This is a genomic window from Streptomyces sp. RFCAC02 (assembly GCF_004193175.1).
Lineage (GTDB): Bacteria > Actinomycetota > Actinomycetes > Streptomycetales > Streptomycetaceae > Streptomyces.
This window is the reverse complement of sequence record NZ_SAUH01000001.1, coordinates 5,059,661-5,082,446: the sequence shown is the minus strand read 5'-3', so window position 1 is coordinate 5,082,446 and position 22,786 is coordinate 5,059,661. Positions and strand designations below refer to the sequence as shown.

Here is a 22,786-nt window from a genome sequence, read left to right as displayed (position 1 = left end):
TGCTAGGGAGTGCGGCTGTACACCTCGCCGCGGTACGCCTCACGCATGGCGTCCCGGTAGGCGTCGTACTCGTGCTCCAGCCGTTCGACCTGGCGGAGCATGTCCGACTCGTTGAGGTTCTTGTCGGTGGGGTCGGGCAGTTCGGAGTCTCCCAGGCCACGGTAGTCGGCCTGCAGGGCGGCCTCCGCGATGAGGCGCCGGGGGATGGTATCGCCGTTGCGGTAGGCCTGGGCCTCCTCCCCTGAGGTGTCCGGCGGCGTGGTGGGCGGCAGTTCCAGGCGGACGACCGACGCGATGCCGTAGGTGGTGGCGATGATGGCGGCCTTGCCGGCCGGGGTGAGGGAGAGGGTGTCCTTCACGATGGAGCCGGCGGCGGCGAGCCCGCCGACCAGGTTGGACTGGGTACGGGCGCTGGCCGCCGGCTCGATGTTCAGGTCGAGTTCGGCGCGCTTCATCAGGCCCTCGGCGCGGCCGATGGCGGCGAACGCGTCGTCCTGCCCGTCACCGGTCTGCTGCTCGCGCACGAACGCGTTGTAGGCGGTGGTCTCCTGCCACGCGGCGACGCCCGTGGAGAAGGTGTCCTGGACGTCCTTGTCCATCTGGCCGAGCAGTTGGAACAGGCTGGAGCGGTCGTCCTGGTCGAGGTCGAACGAGTAGCGGTAGTCGTTCCCGAGCAGGTCGGGGTCGGTGAAGTCGCCGATGCCGGCGCCCGCGAAGAACTCGCTGGTCTCCGCGTCCGGCTTGGTGATCATGTTCAGGTAGGCGAGGGTCGTGTCGGCGATCGCGCCCTGCAGGTCCTTGTGGGCCGCGTGGCCGGGGAAGTCCTTGCCGAGGATGGCGTCCGCGTGGTCGCCGGCGTCGCGGACGACGTTGAACGCGGCCTCGACATAGGCGCGGGCCGCCTCGTCGTTCATCTCCACCCCGGCGGGGACGGTGGTGCCGCTGGTGATGAGGTCGCCCACGCCCGCGCTGTCCTGCCAGGTCATGCCGAGGAGCCGCTCGCGGTAGTCCTCGTCGTTCAGGAGCGCGGCGGACACCTCGGTGTTGAGGGAGACGCCGTGCAGCAGGTCGCTGCTGAAGGTGTTGTCCTCGCCGGTGGTCGCGCCGAGCGTGTACTGCACGTTGGTGCGGTCCTGGACCTCCAGGGCGGCCTCGGCCATGTCGCGGCCGAACTCGTCGCCGGGCGCGACGGTCGCCGAGCCCATGAGCGCGCCGAAGGCGTTGAACTCGTCGAGGTCGTCGTAGAAGGAGACCGGGAAGCCCGGGTCGAACAGGTCGCTGTCGCGGTAGTCGTAGATGAACGGCCGCACCGCGTCGGGGATCCTGTCCGGGTCGGTCTCCGGGTTGTAGCCGCCGACACGCCAGTCGAGCAGCATGGTGAGGCCGTTCGCGGCGCGCTCGGCGGCCGTCCGGCCCGCTCCCCCGTCGTCGGCGAGGCGGCCGAGGGCGACCAGATCGTCGGCGTCGAGCCGCCCGTAGAACGCGCTGAGGTAGGCGCGCTCGGCCTCGGTGAGGGGGCGCCCCGGGTCGCCGTCGGCGTTGGCCGGGTTGTCCCAGATGCCGAGCGCGATGGACTCCAGCGTCTCGGTGTACCGGCGCAGGGCCTCCGGGTCCGGGTTCTCCTTGTCGAGTTCGGCGGCGAGCATGTCGGCCGTCCAGACGGCCTGGTCCTCGCTCGTGAAGAGGCCGAGCGGGCCCTCGGAGAGGTCGTAGCCCAGCTCGCCGAGCTCCCCGCCGTACTCGGCGAGACGGGTGCGGTACGCCTCGATCGCGTCGTCGATGTCGGCGTACGTGCGTTCGGCGTCGTCCGCGCAGTCCCGCAGGTGGCGCTGCCTGATCTCGTCGGCGAGGTGGCCGGGCAGGCTGTACACGTTCTGGCCGGCGTTGGGGTGGGTGGGGGTGAGCGTCAGGGTGCGGCCCCGGTAGCTGACGTCCACGCTGTCGATGCGCGGCATGATCGTGGACTCCACCGGTGTGCTGACGGCCGCCTCCAGCGCCGACTGCCAGCCGTCCCACTCGCTGATCGCGGCGGTGATGTGGCGGGAGCGCGCCTCCTCCAGGCCGCCGTCGCCCAGGATGAGGCCGCTGACCTCCTCCTCGGCCGCCAGCGCGCGGTTCATGGCGCCCACGAGGTAGCCGACCACCGTGTCCATGTCGCGGCCGTTGCCGGACAGGCCGCGCGTGGTCGCGTCGATGCGGCCCTCGTCGTCCACGAGCGACTCGCCGTTCAGCGCGCCGCCCTCGAACGCCACCTCGGTCGCGTGCCGGGCGAGGTCGCCGGCGCCGTCGGCCTCACCCGCGGCGCGGGCGTAGACGGTCGCGGTGTCGGCCATGTGCTCGGGGTCGATCTCGTCCGAGAACTCCCGCTGCCGAGTCCACGGCTTGTTCTTCGCCACTTCCTCGACCTCGTCGCTGCTGAATGAGAAGTCCGGCACGCCTGCTCCCCCGTCGTTCGGCCCGCGGGCCTGGGTCACTTACCGTCGTGACCTTGCGGGAAGCAGATGTGGATGTACCGGACTGCAAATGAACCTGAATTGAAGGGAACAGAAAGGCTGCGCGGGCCGCGTCCCGACGGAGGCACCGCTCCGCCGGAACGCGACCCGCAGGTCAGATGGCGTCGGTGATGTTCGTGTCGATCTGGACGGCGCGCACAGCGGCCCCCGCCGCGATGTCGCCCTCCTCACCGTGCCCGGCCGCCCGTACGTCCGTGTCGGCCCAGTGCGAACGGTCGTCACGCGCCCGCCGGGCACCCGTCACATGGTCGTCGCGCTTCGACAGCACCGAACTCACGAACGCGTCGGCACCGCCCCACGAACTCGGACTCATGTGGACGGAACCGAGCGTACGGGCCACCCCGTCCGCTCCCTCCGACGTCTCGTCGTCGAGCCTCCCGGCACTCCGGTAGCCCGACGGCACATACCACAGACCGTCTGATGCCATGGTCTGCCGCTCCTCCCGTTCTACTCGCCCAGCACGCCGTGCGTGGCGGGCCGGGAGCTGGTCCACACCGAGGGGTCCTCGGTCAGCTCCGTCGGCCCGAACTGCCGGGCCTTCTCGTCCTTGTCCCGCTGGTTCCTGGCTCCCGCGCCGACCGGTGGCGCCGTGGTGGAGCGTCCGGCCAGCCGGCTGCCGGCCGATACGTCCTTCACACCGCTGCGCCAGGTGCGCGCGGGTTCCCGCAGGGCCGTGCCACGGCCCGCGACACCCGTACGCCTGCCGCCGTCCCGCGCGTTCGCGCCGTGCGCGGCCGCTCCGGGCGGTGCCATGCCGGCCCGGACACCGCCGGCTCCGACACGTCCCGCTCCCACACCGCCGGCACGCACGCCGCCCGTCCCGCCACGGCCCGCGGCCTGGCCGGAACGGCCGGGGCCGTAGCCCTGGCGCCCCGCCGCCGCCGCTCCGGGCGGCGGCGTGTACGGCCGTCCGCCCTGGGCCGCCTCGCGCCACGCGAACGAGTTCGCGACACGCGCGCGCCGGCCCATGTTGTTGAGCGCCTGCTGCGTCATCTGAGACCGCGCGGGGCCCGACTGGGCGATGCTCGGCGGGACCTGCCCGTTGTACCAGGGGCCGAGGTCGGCGATGCCCGAACCCGAGTACCCCGGCAGCGCGCCGGGCGTGAGTCCCGGTGTGGTGAGGCCGGGACTCGCCACGCCCGGGTAGCCGCCCGGGACCGCCCCCGGCACGGTGCCGGGGCCTGTGCCCAGGCCCTCCCACCGGCCGGACTGGTCGCCGGCCTGGCCGAAGCCGAGGCCGGTGTTGGGGTCGATCCACTGGCCGGTGGACGGGTCGTACTCACGTCCCGTCGCCGGGTCCACCAGATTCCCCGTGCTCGGGCTCTGGACCCAGCCCGCGAAGTCGCCGCCCTCGGGGCCGACGACACGCGAGCCCGGGTAGGTGCCCGAGCCGACGTAGGCACCGTTGGGTGTCTGATAGTCGGCCGTCGAGGAGACGCCGGAACCCACCGCGGACAGGGTGTCGCCGCTCGCGACCGGAGTGATCCCGTCACCGACCGACCCGGTGCCGCCCGATCCGCCCCCGGGGGCGGGTGGCGGCTCGGCGCCGATGACGCGCGAGAAGTCGTCACCGAGGTTGTTCAGGACGTTGAGCGCCTCGGTCTTGAGCGCGTTCTTCCGCTCATTGGCGACCAGGTTGGTCTGCACGACGCCCATGCCGACGTCGAGGGTGTTGATCCGGTCGGTCTCCCACTGCTCGACCTCCCAGTACTGGTCGTCGAGTTCGAGAGCCCGCTCGGCCGCCGCCGCCGCGCTGTCCGAGGCGCTGCGCAGCTGCTCGGCGATCACCTGGGCGGTCTGCCCGGCGCTCTCCGCCCAGCCGCCCGTCGCCTCGATGCGGTCGGCGAGCGCGATCAGCCCGACACCGGGCTCCAGGGCGGTGCTGCCGGCCTGGCTGGTCAGCGCGCTGCTCTCCACACCCGCGGCCTGGGCCAGCGCGGTCCACGCGCCGGCCGCTGCCTGCATGTGGTAGTAGCGGGCGCTGAGAATCTTGTTCACGGCGCTGTCGAACGCCGCGTCGGGACTCGCCATGTCAGCCTCCCGCTCCGTACCACTGGCCGCCCGGCGCGTACTGCGGTCCGGGCGGTGTGTCCCCTGCTGCGTCGTACTCGGCCTCGGTGAGCAGGTTGTCGAGCTGCTTGACGTCCCGCACCTGCGTCCGGTTGAGGACGGCGTGCGCTTCCTCGTCGCCGTTCTCCCCGATGCCCGCCGCGTTCACCACGTCGAGCCTGATCTCACCGAGCGTCTGCCCGGTGGCCTCCAGCTCGCGCAGCATGGCGGCGGCCGCCCGTTCCAGAGCCGCCGACGCGAGATCCGCGTTCGGGACGTCCCCGAACATCTCGCGCGTGGAGGCGATCTCGAAGAACTTCTCCTTCATCGCGGCAAGCTTTTCCCGCTTGTCCACACCGTCACCGGCGTCGTTGAGACCGCCGATGTTCAAGATGGTCATGATCGGCGCCTCCCCGGGCGGATTCAGCCGCGAAGGATGCGGACCATGCTGCCGCCGGTCTCGTTGCCGATCTGCTGGGCATTGCGCATGCCGTTCGCGTGACCGGTGTGGTCCTCGTCGAAGCCGCCCGCGAGGCGCTGGAACTCGGCGTCCCTGGCCTGCAGCGTGGTGCCGAACGCCTTGTCGACGGCGCCGCTCTCCATGAGGAACTGGATCTGGGACTTGACGTGCTGCCAGACGTCCGCGTAGGTGGTCTGGTTGTTGGCGGAGGTGCGGTGAAGGCCGTCGAAGCCCTCGTTGTTGAAGAGGATCACGCCATCCGTGGCCATGGTGACTCCTTGCCTGGTGGAGGGGGGAAAGCTGAAGTGCCGAGGGGGTGGGGGTCAGACACTCGCGATGATGCTGGTGTCCGGGTTGATGTTGCGGACCTCGGTGGCGCGGACGGCGTTGGCGGCGTCCACGGAACCTTGCTCACCGGTCTGGGTGGCGGTGCGCACGTCGTTCGCCAGGTGCTCGAGCACGGTGCCGAGCGCCTGGCCGCCCTTGCTGAGGTCCTCGTAGTTCTGGACGGCGGTCACGGTGCCCTGGCCCCTGTACACCGAGGCCGTCTCGACACTCTGGCTCTCGATGACCTGGGCGACGCTCGCCATCTCCTGCTGACCGGCCGCGATGGCCTGCATGACCTTCATGGCCTCGTCCGGCGTGAGCTTGACTTCGTCGAACATTTTCCCTCGTCTCCCGGCGGCGCACAGCGACCCCGTACGCACTGAAGACATACGCCGCCGTATGTTGCGAGCCATAATCCACCACCGAGGACGCCCCGGGGAGTGGCTTTTGTGTATCAGTTCGGTAATTAACAGCCGAACGCAACCACGGAACCGGTACAACGCGGGTCAACGGTACCCGTGAGGTCGCCGATCACACCGGCGTGTACTTCTCCTCGATGCGAACGCGAAGGTGGCTGTTCTCCCGCGTGTTGAGGTTCTCCAGGATGGCGCGCGCCTGCATCTCCTGCGCACGGGCCGCCCCGTCACGCCCGAGCCCCCGCAGCGCCGCCGCCAGCCAGGTGCGCTGCATCGCGACCACGAACGGGTCGAACGGCTGCTCCGACGCGTGGCTCAGCGACCGGTCGGCCCACCGCGCCGCCTCCTCGAACTCCCCCGTCTCCAGGTGGTACTCCGCCAGGACGCCCGCCGCGAGGGTCAGCTCGTACGGCCGCGTCAGGGACGCGTAGTTCGTGCTCAGCAGCCGGTGCGCCACGGCGTGATGGCCGAGGAAGAGGTGGCAGCGCCCCACGTTGTTCACGATGGAGGCGCGCAGATCCCGCAGCCCCGCCGCGTCCGCCTCGGCGAGCGCCCGCTCCCCCACCTCGACGGCCTCCTCCAGACGGCCCGCCGACCCCAGGCACGGCACGAGGTTCGACATCACGGCCAGCGCCTCGACGTGCTCCCCGCAGGCACGGAACAGGTCGATGCTGCGCCGCAGCAGCTCCACGCCCCGCAGCCCCTCGCCGCGCTGCCCCGCCGCCTTCCCGAGCTGGCCGAGCGCCACCGCCTCGGCCAGGGTGTCGCCGCGCCGGGCGGCGACGGCGAGGACGAGTTCGCACAGCCGCCGCTGCGCCCGCCAGCTCAAGCGGGTGCCGAAGTAGCTCTCCAGCGCCGACACCGCCTCCAGCGCGAAGTCCGACAGCGGCCGGCCGCCCAGCGCGTCACCCTCGTCGTACTCGGGCTCGGCGAGCTGCGCGGCCAGCGACAGCACGTCCTCCAGGACGGCGTCGACCCACGGCAGGGCCTCGTCCACGTCGGTGAAGAGCTTGCCGCTCGGGAACCGCCCGGCGCCGGCCCGGTACCGGGTGCGGTAGCGGTCGGGCAGGGCGAGCGGCGTGTTCACGCGGTACAGGGAACCGAGGTACCAGCGCGCGAGGTTGGCCAGGCCGGCGGCGACCCGCTCGGCGGGGAGACGGGCCGCCTGCCACACGGCGGCCGAACGCACCAGGTCATGCAGCCCGTACACGCCGGGCGCGGGGCTGTTGGCGATCCGGGCGTCGGTGAGCCGCTCCAGCGCGGCACGGGCCTCGCGGGCCGTGCGGCCGGTGAGCGCGGCGACCGAGCCGTCGCAGTACGACCTGACGGCGGCGGCGCCCAGCAGCGGGAAGATCGCCGCGGCACCGCGGTCGGCCGGCTCGCGGCCGTGCGCGAGCTGCTCGATGCTCACCATGAGACCGGCGCGCAGGTCCAGGTCGTCGGTGGTCAGCTCGTCGGTGCGGCGGCGCTCGTCCCGCAGCAGGGCGACCCAGTCGCGCACGCGCCAGCCGGGCCGGGTGGCCATGCGGGCGGCGACGATCCGCAGCGCGAGCGGCAGCCGGCCGCAGAGCGAGGCGAGTTCGGCCCACTCCTCTGCGGTGCCGGCCTGCACCGGTATGCCGGCGACGGCGCGGAGGAACGTCACGGCGTCGTCGCCGGCGAGCGTGTCGAGGTGGACGTGGTGGCCCCGGCCGAGCCCGGTGAGCGCCGTCCGGCTCGTGACGAGGGCGGCGCTGCCCGCGTCCAGCGGCAGCAGCGGCGCGACCTGGGCGACGTCCAGGGCGTTGTCGAGGAGGAACAGGACCCGGCGCCCGGCGAAGCGCTCCCGGTGGAACGCCTCGGCGGCGGCCGGGTCCTGGGGTATGTCCTTGCCCGGCACACCGGCGGAGGCCAGGAGCAGACGGCGCGCCTCGGCCGTCTCCAGCGGGGGGTTGCGCGGATCGGCGCCGCGCAGGTCCACGTACAGCAGCCCGTCGGGGAAGCGGCCGGCGACCTCGCGGGCCGCCCGGACGGCGAACGTCGACTTGCCGACACCGCCGGGACCGTCGATCAGGCACAGCGCGGGCGCGGCCGGCGCGTCGCACAGGACGCGGCGGACGCGGGCGAGTTCGGGGCCGCGCGCGACGAACGACGTGATGTCCGGCGGGAGTCCCGCTCCCGCCGAGGCACGGTCCGCGAGGGCGCGGCGCGCGGTGTCGCGCAGGACGAACGCCTCGCGGTGCAGCTCGTCGAAGGCGGCGCGCTCGGCGTCGCCGGCCGCGGGGGTGCCGCGCCACAGGGCGAGGGCCTCGTCCACGAGGTCAGCGGCCTCGGCCGGCTCCCGGGTGACGAGGGCGCGGGCGCGCTCCAGGGCGGTGCGGAAGCGGCCCGCGTCCGTCTCGGCGGGCTCGGCGCGCAGCAGGTAGCCGCCGGGGACGGTGCGCAGTCGGCCCGGCGGCAGGACGCGGCGGAGCCGGGCGACGTGCCCGCGCAGGGCGGCGGGCGCGGTGCGGGGCGGGGCGTCGCCCCAGAGGCGGGCGGCGAGGTCGCCCGCCGGGACCGGGAGCCCGGGGCGCAGTGCGAGCGCCGCGAGGACGGCACGCTGCGCGGGCGCGGTCAGGGCGAGCCGGGAGCCGTCGTCGGCGAAGACCTCCAGCGGGCCGAGCAGCCGTACGTCCAAGACAGACCCCTCGTGGGCGCGGGACGGGACCGGGCGACGTGCCGTGGGGCGGCGGTGAGCGGGACGACCGGCACCGGGCGGACACCGGAACGAGACCGTCCGCCACCGCGTCCGCACATCGTGTGCATCACTGTACTGCGAGACACCGACTCCCGGGCAGCGGGCGTCCGTTGCCGTCTCCCCACGCCCGCGCGGCGGTGGCCGGTCCCCGCGCCTGCTCGTCGAACCGGCGTCCGCCGGGAGGCCGCCAGGCGTCCCGCACCGCTTCGACGGCCCGGACGGCGTCCTCACCCCGGCAGTGCGAGTGCACGAGCCCGGACCGCTGCTCATCACGAACCCGTGTCATCACCGGTGGCGGTGGACGACCGGGGCCGTTGAGCACGGCATGCGGCGCCCGGACCACGGCCACGACCCGTACGCGTCCGCGCAGGAGTCCCGCCCGTACGCCGCGGCTTCGGCCGGAACTCAGCGCTGGTCGCGGAGGCCGGCGACGAGGAGGGCGACGAGCCGGCGTGCGTCGTAGCGGGGGTCGTCGTCCGCGCCGATGCAGAGGTTCCCGATGCCGCGCATGAGCTGGTAGGCGTCGATGCCCGGGCCGATCTCGCCCTCGGCGGCCGCGGCGTCGAGGAGTTCAGTGCACACGGGCAGGAGACGGTCCAGGAAGTAGGTGTGCAGCGTCTCGAAGCCGGCGCTCCCGTTCTGCATCGCGGCGGCGAGTCCGTGCTTGGTGACCAGGAAGTCGACGAAGAGGTCGACCCAGCGCGCGAGCGCGGCATGGGGTGTCGGACCGGCCGCGAGCAGAGCCGGACCGGCTTCGGCGCAGGCGTCGACCTGGTGGCGGTAGACGGCGATGACGAGGTCCGCGCGGGTGGGGAAGTGGCGGTAGATCGTGGCCACCCCGACGCCGGCCTCGGCCGCGATGTCGCGGACCGGCGCCTGCACCCCGGACGCGACGAAGACGGCCGCGGCCGCGTCGAGCAGGGCCTGCTGATTGCGCCGCGCGTCCTTGCGCGGGGAGCGGGCCGAGCTGCCCGCCGTCCGTCCGCCCTCGTGCACCGCGGACTCCTTCCGTCGACCGACCTTGCAAAACGGAACAGCATTCCGTATCTTCAAATGGAACGCAGATCCGTTTCGTCATCATGACAGACGGGACGGCCGGCGGCTGCCCGCCGCCCTCATTCCGCCCTCCCGGGGAGACACGCACCCCGGCCCCACCCCTCCCGAGTGCCGGGACACCGAACGGAAGGCACCCCCATGTCCGCATCGAGCAACGCCGACGACCGCGGAACCGCGGACACGCCGGTGACGGTGGTCACCGCGCGGCCGGTCGTCCTGCCCGCCCCCGGCCGGGGCGCGGATCTCCGGGTCAGCGTCTCCGCCCCGGCGGCCGGCGCCGGCCTGCCCGTGATCGTCCTCTCCCACGGCTACGGCTGGTCCATGGACGGGTACGCCCCGCTGGCGGACCACTGGGCCGCGCAGGGCTTCGTGGTCGTGCGGCCCACCCACCTCGACTCCCGCACGCTCGGCATCCCCGCCGACGACCCCCGCACACCGCGGATCTGGCGCCACCGCGTCGAGGACCTCACGCGTGTGCTCGACGGGCTCGACACCCTCCAGGCCGCCGTGCCGGGGCTCGCCGGGCGCGTCGACGGCGACCGCGTCGCCGTGGCCGGCCACTCCTGGGGCGCCCAGACCGCGAGCACCCTGCTCGGCGCACGCGTCCTCGACGCCGACGGCACACCCGGCGAGGACCTGTCCGATCCGAGGGTCACGGCCGGGGTCCTGCTGGCCCTGACCGGCCTCGGCGACGACCTGACGCCGTTCGCCGCCGAGCACTTCCCCTTCATGAGGCCGTCGTTCGCCACCATGACCGCCCCCGCGCTCGTCATCGCCGGCGACAAGGACCGGTCCCACCTGTCCACGCGCGGCCCGGACTGGTTCACCGACCCCTACGCCCACAGCCCCGGCCCCAAGAGCCTGCTCACCCTGTTCGGCGCCGAACACTCGCTGGGCGGCATCCCCGGGTACGAGGTCGCCGAGACCACCGACGAGAACCCCGCGCGCGTCGCCCTGATCCAGCGCCTCACCACGGCCTTCCTGCGCAGCACCCTCCTCGGCGACGAGAGCGGATGGCGGGCGGCGGCCACCGCGCTGGAGGCCGACGCCGACCCGCTGGGGACCCTGCGGAGCAAGTAGGCGAGCCGACGCCACCGGCTCAGCACCACCGCCCGGGCCGGAACCCCGGCCCGGGCACGCGCACGACACGAAGGGCACAGCAATGATCCTGGTCACCGGAGGTCTCGGCTTCATCGGCTCGCACACCATGCGGGCCCTCCTCGACCTCGGCGAGGACTGCGTCGCCGTCCAGCGCCGCCCCCGCGGACTCCCCGCCTTCCTCGACCCCGCACGCGTCACCGTGGAGCAGGCGGACATCACCGACCGCGACGCGCTCCTCGCCATCGGCCGGCGCCACACCATCACCGGCATCGTCCACCTCGCCGGCTCCTACCCCTGGCGGCCCGCGCCCGCCGAGGCGGTGGACGCGGCCCGGCGCTCGCTCGGCGGACTGCTCAACATCGCGCAGGCGGCGCAGGACTGGGGCGTACGGCGCCTGGGCGTCGCCAGCACCATCGGCGTCTACCTCGGCGCCGGAGCCGGTGCCCCGCTCCGCGAGGACGCCCCGCTGCCGATGACCGCCCCGGCCTCCATCCCCACCTTCAAGAAGATCGGCGAGATGCTGAACGGCTTCCTCGCCGACGCCGCCGGCCTCGACATCGTCGACTACCGCATCTCCGGCACCTGGGGTCCCCTCGGCCACGCCGACCCGTTCTTCGCGGCCCCCGCGCTCGTGCACGCCGCCGCCCGCGCCACCACCCCCGACCTCTCCCACCTCGTCGGCCCGGCCCACGCCGAGGACGGCATCGACCTCAGCTACGTCAAGGACACCGGGCGGGCCATCGCCCTCCTCCAACTCGCGGACAGGCTGGGCCACCGCACGTACAACGTCGGCTCCGGCCGGGCCACCACCAACGCCGAGCTGATCGCGGCGATCAGGAGGACGGTCCCCGACGCCCGGATCGACCTGCCCACCGGGGGCGGGACACCGCACCTCGTGCTGGACATCTCGCGGCTGACGGCGGACACCGGCTACCGGCCCGCGTACGACAGCGGGCGCGCCGCCGCCGACTACATCGCGTGGCTGCGCGCGGGCCACGAGAACTGAGCCGTACCCGCGGCGGCTCCGGCCGCCGCGGCCCCCGTTGTTGACATGTGCGCGTCGCGGTTCGAGCATGGGGCGGGCCTGCCGGAAGCCACTCCCCCCACCACCCCGCCAGGAGGTCGCAGATGACCGAACGCACGGGCGAGCCGCGCGCCGCCACCGGACGCAGGACCCTGCTGGCCGGCGCAGCCGCCGTCGCCGCGGGCACCGCCGTCTCCCTCGCCGGGGCCGGCCGCGCACGGGCCGACACCTGGGAAACCGTCATCGACTCCGGCTCGTTCGCCGACTACGCCTCGTTCGAGGCCGCCTGGAACTACCTCTATCCCTGGGGCTCGGACCACAACGGCAGCGCCCGCATGTACGGCAGCCCCACCGACCACAACCACATCTCCCTCGCCTCCGGCGTCCTCACCCTGCGGGCCGCCCGCATCTCGTGGGACGAGGGCACCAGCACGTCGGACCCGCACCTCCCCATCCGGTACCACTCGGGGGCCGTGCACGCGAAGCACCAGGTGCTGGTGGACGACCGGTTCCCCAACTACGAGGTGAAGGGCGAGTTCCAGGCGCCGAGCGCGCCCGGCACATGGCCCGCGTTCTGGCTGACGGCGGTCAGCGGCTGGCCGCCGGAGAGCGACATCCTGGAGTTCAAGGGCGACAACCGGAACTGGTTCAACACCTTCCGCACCGCGTCGGACGTGTCCAGCACGATCGTGCCCGTCTCCTCGCCCGGCTCCTGGCACACCTACCGCGCCTGGATCACCAAGGTGAACAGCACCGACCTCGACATCCACTACTACCTGGACGGGACCTGGCGCGCCGTGCACCGCGCGACCGGCTTCGTCGGCCGGGCGCTGTGGATCATCTGCAACCTCCAGATGGAAGGCTCGTCCGGCGGCTCGGGGCCTTCCGGGGACACGTACTACCGCGCCCGCAACATCTACGTCGGCCGCTCGCGCGCGAGCTGACGGCCCGCCGGGCGGGGGCGCGGCGGAACGCGCCCCCGCCCGGCCGCCGGTTTCCGCCGGGGATCTTCACGGGGGTCGCGCCGGGCGTTAGCATCGGCCCCGCCCCGGCGTGGGAGCGCTCCCAAAGGCTCGGTTCGCCGGTGACCCCCGCCGGAAGGAAGAGGTATCCCGCCATGCGCGCGTCCCCGTCCCGTCCGCTGTCCCGAGCCCTCCGCGCCGTGCTCGCCGCGGCCGCCGCCGCCACGGCCACGCTGCTGCCGGCCGCCCCCGCTGCCGCCGCCGACCCGGTCACGGTGGCCGCCCACACCTTCGAGGACGGCACGGCCCAGGGCTGGGGCGCGCGCGGCGGCGAGACCGTCGCCGCCGTCACCGGCGAGGCCCACGGCGGCACGGGCGCGCTCGCCGCGACCGGCCGCACCGCGACCTGGCAGGGTCCCGTCCTCGATGTGACGGACCTGTTCGAGACAGGCACCGAGTACACGGTCTCGCTGTGGGCGCGCCTCGCGGAGGGGTCGGCCGGCGACACCGTACGGCTCAGCCTGGAGCGCCGCGTGGACGGCGTCACCTCGTACAGCACGCTGGGCAGCGCCACCGCGACCGCCGACGGCTGGGTCGAACTCACCGGCTCCCACCTGCCCGCCGTCCCCGCCGACCACCTCGGCCTGTACGTCGAGACGGCGACCGTCACGGACGGCCTGCTCATCGACGACGTGTCCGTCACGACCGTCCCCGAGACCCCGATCCAGACGGACATCCCGTCCCTGCACGAGGTCTTCCCCGACTTCGCGACGGGCGTCGCGGTCGGCCCCTCCGACCTCTACGGGGAGCGCGCCCGGCTCCTCGACAAGCACTTCACCTCCCTCACCCCGGGCAACGCCCTCAAGTGGGACGCGACCGAGCCGACCGAGGGCGCGTTCCGCTTCACCGACGCGGACCCCGTCGTGGAGTACGCCGCCGCGCACGGCATGGCGCTGCGCGGCCACACCCTCGTGTGGCACCAGCAGACACCCGCCTGGGTGTTCCTCGACGCGGAGGGCGCGCCGATGACCCCGACCGAGGAGAACAAGGAACTCCTCCTGTCACGCCTGGAGGCGCACATCCGCGCCGTCGCCGGCCGGTACGGCGACGCCATCGGCGTGTGGGACGTCGTCAACGAGGTGATCGACGAGAACCAGGCGGACGGCATGCGCCGCAGCCGCTGGTACGAGATCACCGGCCTCGACTACATCCGCACCGCGTTCCGCGTGGCCCACGAGGTGGCGCCGGACGCCGAGTTGTTCATCAACGACTACAACACCAACGTGCCGGCGAAGCGCGACGCCCTCGCCGCCCTGGTGAGCCGGCTGCGCGCGGAGGGCGTCCCGATCGACGGGGTCGGGCACCAGATGCACATCAACGTCGAGTGGCCCTCCGTCGCGGAGACCGAGGAGATGCTCACGACGTTCGCCGCGCTCGGCGTCGACCAGCAGATCACCGAGATGGACGTGTCGGTCTACACGTCGGCCGGTGAGTCCTTCCCGACGCCGCCCGCCGACCGTCTCCTCGCCCAGGCCCGCCAGTACCGGGCGATGTTCGACCTGTTCACGCGGTACGGGGACGCGATCTCGTCGGTCACGCTGTGGGGTCTCGGTGACGACGGCACATGGCTCGACGGGACACGCGACGACGCTCCTCTCCTGTTCGACGACGATCTCCAGGCCAAGTCCGCCTATTGGGCGGTGGTGGACCCCGCGTGGGACGGGACGGGGACGGGCGCCCCCGCGGCCCGGTGCACCGTCACGCACGAGACGGTCGGCGAGTGGCCGGGCAGTTACCTGGCCCATGTCACGATCGGCAACCCGACCGATGCCCCCGTGGGCGACTGGTCCCTGACCTGGCGCCCCGGCCCGGGCGAGGAGGTCACGCAGGTGTGGAACGGGTCGCTCAGCGCTTCCGGCGGCTCGGTGACGGTCACCGCCGCCGCATGGAACGGGACGATCCCGCCGGGCGGCTCGGTGACGTTCGGCCTGATCACCTCCCGCACGGACGACGGCGTGAACCACCCGACGTACTTCACGCTCAACGGCTCTGCCTGCACGACCGCCTGACGGCACCGCACCCGCCCGTCCGGCGCCGCTCGGCCGCGCCGCCGACCCACCCCCGGCCCGGGGAGGTCCGGCGGCGCGGTCGCGCGGTCCGCAGCGCCGGACGTACGCCCTGCCGCCCGTCTCAGCTCACGCGGCGCTGGATGCGCCACAGGGCGAAGCCCGTCAGGAGGGCACCGGCCCCGAAGTACATCGCCGTCTCCAATCCCTGGAAGGGCCAGTAACGGTCCGCCGGGTGGTAGGAGATGTCGACGTGGAGGCCGAGGTCGCCGAGGCACACGGCGGTGTCGCCGAACCTGCCGTCCGCGCCCGTCTCCGGCGCGTTGTTCAGGCAGTCGTTGAAGGTGGACTCGCTGAGCGACGCGCCGTCCGCGGTCCGCAGGGAGCTGGTGTGACTGATCCAGGCGCCGGGGGCATCGGGCACCTGGAGGCCGCCTATGGTGGCCCCGCCGGTGACACTGCCGAGATTCTTCGCCTCGTTGATGGCCTCCGCGGTCATGGCGAGCGTCGTCGTCTCCGGGGTCATGAGGTGCGGTCGGACATAGTTCGGCACGAGGAACTCGATGACGAGGACGGCGGCGAGCGTGATGCCCATCGCGGGTATCGCCCGGCGCAGCAGGAGACCGAGGACGGTTCCCAGGACGACGGCGAGGACGGCGTGGCCCACGGGCACGAAGCCGCGGGCGAGGAACACGATGGCCCTGAACCGGTCCTGGGCGACCTCGTCGTACGGGCCGGCCGCCCAGGTGAGCAGCGCGCTGACCGCGCCCGTCACCGCGATGGCGGCCAGGCAGACGACCAGCAGCTTTACCAGGAGCCAGCGGCGGCGGGTGACGCTCTGGTTCCACACCAGCCGGTGGGTGCCCGTCTCCAGTTCGCGGGCGATGAGCGGGGCGCCCCAGAACGTGCCGATGACGGCGGGGAGCAGGGCCATCCCGGCGGCGAGATAGAGGAGCGTGTTCTCGTAGGAGCTGCGGAAATGCGACGCGGCCTGGGCGCAGTCGCCCCCCTCCTCCCCGCAATGGGCCTCGTAGACGTCGTGGGCGTCCCGGATGTCCAGGCCGAGGTGCACCAGGTAGGCGGTGGCAAGAGCGAGGGCGAGGGCGGCGACGAGCGCCTGGGCACGGAACTGACGCCAGCTGAGCCAGATCATCGGGCACTCCTTCCCGCAGGCGCCCTGACACCGGCGGCGGTCGCCGCGGCCCGGGTCATGTAGGCGAGCACGAGTTCTTCGAGGGTGACGGGTTCGACGGCGCCCGGCGGGGGCGTCGCCGTGTCGCGGCGGACGAGGGCGCTGACGTACCGGCCGTCGTCGGCGTCGGTGACCCGGACGACCTCGATCCCGGCGGGGAGCCGGTCCAGCGCCTCGCGTGACAGGACGATCCTGTGGTGGGCGGCCAGGAGGTCCGGGATGTCACCGGCGACCTGGACCCGGGAGGCGCACAGCACGATGAGGTGGTCGCAGACCTGCTCGACATCGCCGAGGAGGTGGGAGGACAGGACGGCGCTGGCGCCGAGTTCGGTGACGAACTCCATGAGGTTCTCGAGGAACGCCTGGCGCGCCAGCGGGTCGAGGGCGGCGGCCGGTTCGTCGAAGATCAGCAGTTCGGGGCGGCTCGCGGCGGCGATCGTCAGGGCGAGCTGGGCGCGCTGGCCGCCGGAGAGGCGCCCTGCCCTCTGGTCCGGGGCGAGCCCGACCTGCGCGATGCGCCGCTCGGCGAGGGCCTGGTCCCACGCGGGGTTGAGGCGCGCGCCGAGGCGGAGGTGGTCGGCGACGCTGAGGGACGCGTACACCGGGGTGTCCTGGGCGACGAACCCCACCCTGGCGAGGTGCGCCGCGTCGGCGGCCGGGCGGGCGCCCAGCACGTCGAGCCGGCCGGACGTCGGCTCGGTCAGCCCGCAGGCCAGGTGCAGCAGGGTGGACTTCCCGGCGCCGTTGGGGCCGACGAGACCGATGACACGACCGGCGGGGACGGTGAGGTTCACGTCGTCGAGCGCGGTGCGGCGGCCGTATTTCTTCGTCAGGCCCCGCGCCGCGAACACGGGTGGGGATTGCTCGTTGGACATGTCCCCATCCTCGGAACCTGGCCGTCCCCCGGCACCGGTCCAAAGCACGGTCCCGGCCCCGGGCGACCGTTCTTTCGGCCGGTCTTCCGGTCGTCCCTCCGGAGGGGTGTCAGACGGTGCTGTCCACGACGCGGTTCTCCCAGGCCCAGGCGGCGATCGCGACCCGGTTCCGCACGCCGAGCTTGCCCTGGATGGCCGACAGGTGGCTCTTCACCGTGCTCAGGGAGATGAACAGCTCGCCGGCGATCTCCTGGTTGGTGCGTCCGCGCGCGAGCGAGCGCACGACCTCGAGTTCGCGTTCGGACAGCGGCGGCAGCTCCTTGCCGCCGCCCGGCCCGCGAGGCTCCGCCAACTGCCGCAGCAGCCGCAGGGTGACGGACGGGGACACCAGCGCGTCGCCGACGGCGGCGGCCCTGACGGCCTCGACCAGGAGCGTGGGGCCGGCGTCCTTGAGGATGAAGCCGACCGCGCCTGAACGCAGGGCGCCGTGGACGTACTCGTCGAGGTCGAAGGTGGTGACCACGACCACCCGAAGGGGGTCGCGCACTCCGGGTCCGGCGAGCGCGCGGGTGACCTCGATGCCGTTGAGGCAGGGCATCCTGACGTCCACGAGGCACACGTCGGGGCGCAGCCGCCGGGCCAGGGAGACGGCCTCGGCGCCGTCCGCGGCCTCGGCGACCACCTCGATGTCGGGCTGGTCCTCCAGGATGAGCCGCAGTCCGCTCCGGATCATGGCCTGGTCGTCGGCGAGGAGGACCGTGATGGTCATCGGGGCTCCCGGGTGGGGATGGGCAGGGTGGCCCGTACGGCCCAGCCGGCGTCGCGGCCGGGTCCGGCGGACAGCGTGCCGTTGAGCGCTTCGACGCGCTCGCGCATGCCGATCAGACCGTACCCGCCGCGGTGCCCGGGCCGTGCCGGCACCGGTGGGCCGTCGTCCGCTATCTCGACGGTCACACCGTGGGGTTCGCGGTCGACGGTGACCGCGACGGATGTCGCCTGCGGCGCGTGGCGACGGATGTTCGTCAGGGCCTCGCGGACGATCCGGTACACCGTGCTGGTGACTTCCGGCGGCCACTCGGCCCCGCCGCCGGGGCCGCCGGGCACCCGCAGGCGGACCGGCGGCCCCTGGCGGCTGAAGCGCTCGACCAGCGCGCCGAGCTGCTCCGGCCCCGACGAGGACGACGAGGGCGCGGCGCCGTCGTCGCGCAGGAGGCCGACGACGCGGCGCATCGCGGTGAGGGCGTCACCGGCCGAGGTCTCGATACCGGCCAGGGCCTGTGCCGCCTTGCCCGCGTCCTTGCGGCCGACCACCTGCGCGGCCTGGGCCTGTATCAGCATGCCGGTGAGGTGGTGGGCGACGATGTCGTGCAGCTCCCTGGCCAGTTCGAGGCGCTCCTCGCGGCGCACGGTGTCGACGGCGGCCCGCGCCCGGCTGTCGATGAGCCGCAGCGAGGCGCCGGTGGCGACGGCGGCGAGCCATCCGGCGGCACTCACCACCGTCACGGCCCTGACGCTCGTGTCGCCCGGCCAGGCGGCGAGTTGCCCGCCGGCCGTCACGGCGAGCCCGGCGGCGGCGACGGCCCCGGCGGGCACGCGCGGCAGGGTGCGGACCCCCGAGCCGATCAGCACGGCCAGGCCGAGCATCATGGTCGGGCTGGGCTCCTGCGGCAGGTTGGCGAGGCCGGTGACCGCCACGGCGGCGGCCGCGACGCCGAGCCCCGCGACGGCCGGCCACAACCGCTGTCTGCCGGGCAGCAGCGCCAGCGCGCACACCACCGCCGCGGCGGTGGCGCCCGGGAGGCCGTACGCCATCGCGCCCCAGCTCCGCGCGATGGCGGCGACCTGGATGACGAGGGCCGCGAGGAACACGGCACCGAGTCCGGCGGCGGAGGCGATCCTGACACGGCGGTCCAGCATGGTCACCCGTGCACGCTACCGACGGCCGCCGCGGTCGACGACGCGGAGGCCGAGCCCGGTGGCGATGGCCGATATGCACAGCAGGGCGGCCAGCACCACGACGGCTCCTCCGCCCGAGATCCAGGCGCAGGCCATCACCACGATGCTCGCCAGGGCTATGCCCGCTGCCCGGGCGGGCGGCAGCACACGTATCGCCGAGCCGACGAGGACGGCCAGGGCCAGGGCCGTGGTGGGACCCGGCTCCTGCGGCAGGTCGACCGACGCCGACACCCCGACGGCACAGGCCACGACGGCCAGGCCGGCGATCGCCGTCCACACCGGCTGCCGCGCGCGGAGCAGTGCGAGCGCGGACACGACCGCGCCCACGGCACTGGTCAGCACCCATGAGGCCCCGGCCCAACTGTCCATGAGCATGTAGGCCGTGCCGGCGATTCCCAGGGTGAACACAATGCCGAGCACGACGTCGACCGCTCCTGCGCCCGGCCTTCCCGGCCGGTCTTCCCTCTCGTCCATACCGAGGAGGCTAGGAAGCCGGTCGGCCGGGCGGACCGGCTGAAAGTACGGTCACGACCGCCGCGGGCCATGCTTTGGACCGATTCCCCGGCCGGCCCGCACACGGCGCCCCCATCACGACGAAACCCCGCCGGCCCGCGTGGAGCGGGGATCGGCGGGGTCCGTCCGGTGCGCGGGAGGGTCAGCTCTTCACGGAGCCCGACATCAGGCCGCCGATGAAGTACTTGCCCAGCACGATGTACACCACCAGCGTCGGGAGCGACGCGAAGAGCGCGCCCGCCATCGAGACACCGTAGTTCTGCAGCAGTGCGCCGTTCGCGAGGTTGTTCAGCGCCAGGGTCACCGGACCGTTCTGGCTGGAGGAGAAGAACACCGCGAACAGGAAGTCGTTCCACGCCGAGGTGAACTGCCAGATCAGCACGACCACGAAGCTCGGGACCGAGATCGGCAGGATCACCGACGCGTACGTCCGCAGCATGCCCGCGCCGTCGATGCGCGCGGCCTCGATCAGCTCGTGCGGGACGGTCTGGTAGTAGTTGCGGAAGATCAGCGTCGTGATCGGGATGCCGAACACCACGTGCAGCAGGATCAGCGTCGGGATGCCGCTGGGCAGGTCCAGGTCGAGCACCAGCTCGTTCAGCGGGATGATCACCGCCTGGTACGGGATGAACATCCCGAACAGGATGAGCGTGAACACCAGGTTCGCCCCGCGGAACCGCCAGCGCGCCAGCACGAACCCGTTGACGGAGCCGAGCAGCGCGGCGATGAGCGCGGACGGCACGACCATCTGCACGGTGCGCCAGATCGCCGGCGCGAGCGCGTCCCACGCCGTCTCCCAGTTGTCGAACGTCCAGTTCTGCGGCAGGTCCCAGGCGCGGGCCGGGGCGGCGTCGCCGGGCCCCTTGAAGCTCGTCACGAGCAGGACGTAGACGGGGATCAGGACGATCAGCAGGAACAGGATCAGTACGGCGTAACGCAGCGTCCGCCCGAGGGTGAAGCCCTTGGGGCGCTTGGCGCCCTTCGGCGGGGTCAGGCCGTCCGCGACCGGCTGCGGCGAGACCGGCTGGGTGGAGAGCGTGGCCATCACTTCTCCTTGCGATTCGTGCGGATGAGATAGGGCACGACGACCAGGGCGACGATGACCAGCAGGATCGATCCGACGGCGGCGGCGTTCGCGTAGTCGAAGCTCGACTTGAAGATGTACATGTCGACGGCGGGCACCTTGGTCTGGTAGTTCGCCGGCTTCGAGATGGACATGATCAGGTCGAAGGACTTCAGCGACATGTGCCCGATGATGATGAGCGCGGACAGCGCGATCGGGGAGAGCTGCGGGAACAGCACGTGGCGGTAGAGCTGCCAGGTGGTCGCGCCGTCCACGCGCGCGGCCTCCCGCAGTTCGTAGGGGATGCCGCGGAAGCCGGCGAGGAACAGCGCCATGACGTAGCCGGACAACTGCCAGATCGCGGGGATGGCGATGGCGGTGATGCCGTAGTCGACGTTGTTCCACCAGTTGTTCTGCATGAAGTCCAGGCCGACCATCTGGAAGAGACGGTTGAGGCCGGTGGCGCTCTCGTCCTGGCCGGAGTTCAGCAGCCAGCGCCACACCACGCCCGAGGCGACGAACGACACCGCCATCGGGAAGAGGTAGACCGCGCGGAAGATGCCCTCGCCCTTGATCGGGCTCTCCAGCAGCCACGCCCACACGAAGCCGATGAGCAGCGTGCCGGCGAGGAAGAGGACGGTGTAGAGGAGCAGGTTCTTCAGCGAGTGCTGGAACGCTTCGCTGCCGAGGAGGTCGAGGTAGTTGTCGAACCACACGGTGCCCGACGGTTCCCGACCCGTGGTCTGGGCCGCGGTGTGGATGTCGGTGGCCGACGTCCCGAAGTTCACGGCGATGAGCCCGTAGACGAATATGCCCACGAGGATCAGTGAGGGGGCCAGCAGCAACAGCGGCGCGCCGGCCCGTTTGAGAGCTTTGGTCATCGATGTCTCCTGAGCGCCGTGCCGCGCCGTCGGCGGGGGCCGGCGGCGCGGCACGTGCGGTCCGAATCCGGCATTGGGGGGCGTGCGGCGCGGATCACCGCACGCCCCGCTGGTCCGCTCCGGTCAGTTCGCGGCCGTGGCGGCGGCGAGCTCGGACTGGAACGCATCGAGGTCGGAAGCCCCGGTCGTGAACTTGCTGGTGGCGTCCGTGATGGCGTTCAGGGTGGCGACCGGCGCGGCGGCGCCGTGGGCCAGGGAGGAGACGATCGTGTCCTGGCCGAACGACTCCATCGCCGACTGCTGGTACTCGGAGAAGTCGGCCGGGTCGGCGTCGGTGCGGGCGGGGATGGAGCCCTTCGCCGCGTTGAACGCCGTCTGGCCCTCCAGCGAGCTGATGGTCTCCAGCCAGGCGTGCGCGCCCTCGGGGTGCGGGGCGCCGACGGGCAGCGTGAACGAGTCGGCGAGGAAGTCGAACACGCCGTCGGTGCCGGGGACCGGGACGGCGGCGAAGTCCGTGCCGTACTCCTTGCCCTGCTCCTCGAACGCGGCGATCGCCCAGTCGCCCATCACGTTGAACGCGGCGTTGCCGTCGATGACCATCTGCGTGGCCTCGGGCCAGTCCAGGCCGTCGCGGTCGCTGTTGGTGTAGCTCATGGCCCGCTCGAAGTCCTCGAGGGCGGCGGTGACCTCGGAGCTCTCCCAGTCGGTCGTGCCGTCCCACAGGCCGTTGTAGCCCTCGGCGCCGAGGTCGGAGAGGAGGATCGTCTCCAGCAGGTGGACCTGGGTCCACGCGGTGGCGACGGACAGCGGGGTGACGCCCGCGTCCTGCAGGGCGTCCAGGTCCTCGAACCACTCGTCGAGCGAGTTGTAGGTGCGGTTCGGGTCGATGCCGTTGTCCTGCAGCACGGCGGAGTTGGACCACAGCATGTTCGCGCGGTGGATGTTGGACGGTATGGAGTAGATCTTGCCGTCCTGCGTCAGCCGGTCCACCAGGTCGGCGGGGAACGCCTCGCGCAGGTCGAACTCGTCGTAGAGCGAGGAGAGGTCCTCGATCTGCCCGGCGTTGATGTAGTCCTGCAGCTCGGCACCGGCGTGCGCCTGGAACGTGTCCGGCGGGTCGCTGGCCTGGAGCCGGGACTGGAGCAGGTCCTTCGCGGCCGAGCCCGCGCCGCCGGCGACGGCGCCGTTGACGAACTCGGTCTCCGGGTGCTGCTCGTCGAAGACGCCGACCAGGGCGTCGAGGCCGGCCTTCTCGGAGCCGGCGGCCCACCAGGTGAAGACCTCGACCTCGTCGGAGCCGCCCTCGCCGCCCCCTCCGCCGCCCTCGTTGTTCGAACTGCCGGAACATGCCGAGAGGCTCAGTGCCGCGATGACGGACCCAGCCACCATCGCGCCCAGCCTGCGGTTGACACGCATTCGTGATCCCTACGCCTTCGTTGCCGTACCGGGGAACGGCGCGCGCCTCCCGTGGCGCGCTGCCGATGGACGCCGCGGTGCGCCGCGTTGTCGGCGTACATCAAAATCCAGGCCATCCATGGAGTCAAGAAGTAAATCCAACGAGACGTTCAAGCGATCATTGCGATCGGGTCACGTACTCAAGAGGCCGCCGTGAG

20 protein-coding genes are annotated in these 22,786 nt (G+C 72.6%); 4 read left to right on the top strand and 16 right to left on the bottom strand.

Translation table 11 applies throughout. From position 1 onward, the window contains the following. Nucleotides 1-2: 2 nt before the first annotated feature. From EMA09_RS23510 to EMA09_RS23475, 8 genes are all read right to left on the bottom strand, one after another. Nucleotides 3-2,435, bottom strand: coding sequence for a hypothetical protein (locus tag EMA09_RS23510; protein ID WP_129842969.1), 2,433 nt, complete (start codon nucleotides 2,433-2,435; stop codon nucleotides 3-5). Between the two features lie 172 nt (nucleotides 2,436-2,607). Continuing rightward, nucleotides 2,608-2,940 (bottom strand): hypothetical protein, encoded by a 333-nt coding sequence (locus EMA09_RS23505; protein WP_129842968.1) that lies wholly within the window; start codon nucleotides 2,938-2,940, stop codon nucleotides 2,608-2,610. Nucleotides 2,941-2,960: 20 nt separating this feature from the next. Beyond that, nucleotides 2,961-4,544, bottom strand: a complete 1,584-nt coding sequence (locus tag EMA09_RS23500; RefSeq protein ID WP_129842967.1) for a hypothetical protein — start codon at nucleotides 4,542-4,544, stop codon at nucleotides 2,961-2,963. A gap of 1 nt (nucleotide 4,545) precedes the next feature. Continuing rightward, on the bottom strand, nucleotides 4,546-4,962 hold the full coding sequence (locus EMA09_RS23495; protein ID WP_129842966.1) for a hypothetical protein: 417 nt from the start codon (nucleotides 4,960-4,962) through the stop codon (nucleotides 4,546-4,548). Nucleotides 4,963-4,985: 23 nt separating this feature from the next. Then, nucleotides 4,986-5,291 carry a hypothetical protein gene (locus tag EMA09_RS23490; RefSeq protein ID WP_129842965.1) on the bottom strand — a complete coding sequence of 102 codons (306 nt, stop codon included), beginning with the start codon at nucleotides 5,289-5,291 and terminating at the stop codon, nucleotides 4,986-4,988. Nucleotides 5,292-5,345: 54 nt separating this feature from the next. Next, nucleotides 5,346-5,687, bottom strand: coding sequence for a DUF1024 family protein (locus tag EMA09_RS23485; protein WP_168220792.1), 342 nt, complete (start codon nucleotides 5,685-5,687; stop codon nucleotides 5,346-5,348). A 193-nt stretch (nucleotides 5,688-5,880) separates the two neighbouring features. Beyond that, complete coding sequence (locus tag EMA09_RS23480; RefSeq protein WP_168220791.1) at nucleotides 5,881-8,424, bottom strand: winged helix-turn-helix domain-containing protein; 2,544 nt, start codon at nucleotides 8,422-8,424, stop codon at nucleotides 5,881-5,883. 465 nt (nucleotides 8,425-8,889) lie between these two features. Further along, nucleotides 8,890-9,480 (bottom strand): TetR/AcrR family transcriptional regulator, encoded by a 591-nt coding sequence (locus tag EMA09_RS23475; protein WP_129842962.1) that lies wholly within the window; start codon nucleotides 9,478-9,480, stop codon nucleotides 8,890-8,892. Nucleotides 9,481-9,678: 198 nt separating this feature from the next. On the opposite strand from EMA09_RS23475, the gene EMA09_RS23470 reads away from it, so the two are divergent. From EMA09_RS23470 to EMA09_RS23455, 4 genes are all read left to right on the top strand, one after another. Further along, nucleotides 9,679-10,620 carry a dienelactone hydrolase family protein gene (locus EMA09_RS23470; RefSeq protein ID WP_129842961.1) on the top strand — a complete coding sequence of 314 codons (942 nt, stop codon included), beginning with the start codon at nucleotides 9,679-9,681 and terminating at the stop codon, nucleotides 10,618-10,620. An 82-nt stretch (nucleotides 10,621-10,702) separates the two neighbouring features. Then, nucleotides 10,703-11,647 carry an NAD(P)-dependent oxidoreductase gene (locus tag EMA09_RS23465; protein ID WP_129842960.1) on the top strand — a complete coding sequence of 315 codons (945 nt, stop codon included), beginning with the start codon at nucleotides 10,703-10,705 and terminating at the stop codon, nucleotides 11,645-11,647. A 122-nt stretch (nucleotides 11,648-11,769) separates the two neighbouring features. Continuing rightward, complete coding sequence (locus EMA09_RS23460) at nucleotides 11,770-12,609, top strand: family 16 glycosylhydrolase (protein WP_129842959.1); 840 nt, start codon at nucleotides 11,770-11,772, stop codon at nucleotides 12,607-12,609. A gap of 173 nt (nucleotides 12,610-12,782) precedes the next feature. After that, nucleotides 12,783-14,696 (top strand): endo-1,4-beta-xylanase, encoded by a 1,914-nt coding sequence (locus EMA09_RS23455; RefSeq protein WP_129842958.1) that lies wholly within the window; start codon nucleotides 12,783-12,785, stop codon nucleotides 14,694-14,696. A 121-nt stretch (nucleotides 14,697-14,817) separates the two neighbouring features. Here the strand turns inward: EMA09_RS23455 and EMA09_RS23450 are convergent, their stop codons facing one another. The 8 genes from EMA09_RS23450 to EMA09_RS23415 all read right to left on the bottom strand — a co-directional run bounded on the left by EMA09_RS23450 (nucleotide 14,818) and on the right by EMA09_RS23415 (nucleotide 22,562). After that, nucleotides 14,818-15,846: an ABC transporter permease subunit gene (locus EMA09_RS23450; protein ID WP_129842957.1), complete on the bottom strand. Its 1,029-nt coding sequence runs from the start codon at nucleotides 15,844-15,846 to the stop codon at nucleotides 14,818-14,820. Continuing rightward, nucleotides 15,843-16,760 carry an ABC transporter ATP-binding protein gene (locus EMA09_RS23445; protein WP_129842956.1) on the bottom strand — a complete coding sequence of 306 codons (918 nt, stop codon included), beginning with the start codon at nucleotides 16,758-16,760 and terminating at the stop codon, nucleotides 15,843-15,845. The genes EMA09_RS23450 and EMA09_RS23445 overlap by 4 nt, the downstream gene beginning before the upstream one ends. A 109-nt stretch (nucleotides 16,761-16,869) precedes the next feature. Beyond that, nucleotides 16,870-17,529 (bottom strand): response regulator transcription factor, encoded by a 660-nt coding sequence (locus EMA09_RS23440; protein WP_129842955.1) that lies wholly within the window; start codon nucleotides 17,527-17,529, stop codon nucleotides 16,870-16,872. Continuing rightward, a complete protein-coding gene (locus EMA09_RS23435; RefSeq protein WP_129844211.1) occupies nucleotides 17,526-18,677 on the bottom strand; it encodes a sensor histidine kinase in 1,152 nt (383 codons plus the stop codon). Before EMA09_RS23435 ends, EMA09_RS23440 begins: the two co-directional genes overlap by 4 nt. Before the next feature lie 15 nt (nucleotides 18,678-18,692). Further along, on the bottom strand, nucleotides 18,693-19,190 hold the full coding sequence (locus EMA09_RS23430; protein ID WP_129842954.1) for a metal transporter: 498 nt from the start codon (nucleotides 19,188-19,190) through the stop codon (nucleotides 18,693-18,695). A 181-nt stretch (nucleotides 19,191-19,371) separates the two neighbouring features. Next, nucleotides 19,372-20,274: a carbohydrate ABC transporter permease gene (locus tag EMA09_RS23425; protein WP_129842953.1), complete on the bottom strand. Its 903-nt coding sequence runs from the start codon at nucleotides 20,272-20,274 to the stop codon at nucleotides 19,372-19,374. Then, nucleotides 20,274-21,173: a sugar ABC transporter permease gene (locus EMA09_RS23420; RefSeq protein ID WP_129842952.1), complete on the bottom strand. Its 900-nt coding sequence runs from the start codon at nucleotides 21,171-21,173 to the stop codon at nucleotides 20,274-20,276. The genes EMA09_RS23425 and EMA09_RS23420 overlap by 1 nt, the downstream gene beginning before the upstream one ends. A 123-nt stretch (nucleotides 21,174-21,296) precedes the next feature. After that, nucleotides 21,297-22,562 carry an ABC transporter substrate-binding protein gene (locus EMA09_RS23415; RefSeq protein ID WP_206305993.1) on the bottom strand — a complete coding sequence of 422 codons (1,266 nt, stop codon included), beginning with the start codon at nucleotides 22,560-22,562 and terminating at the stop codon, nucleotides 21,297-21,299. Between the last annotated feature and the right edge of the window lie 224 nt (nucleotides 22,563-22,786).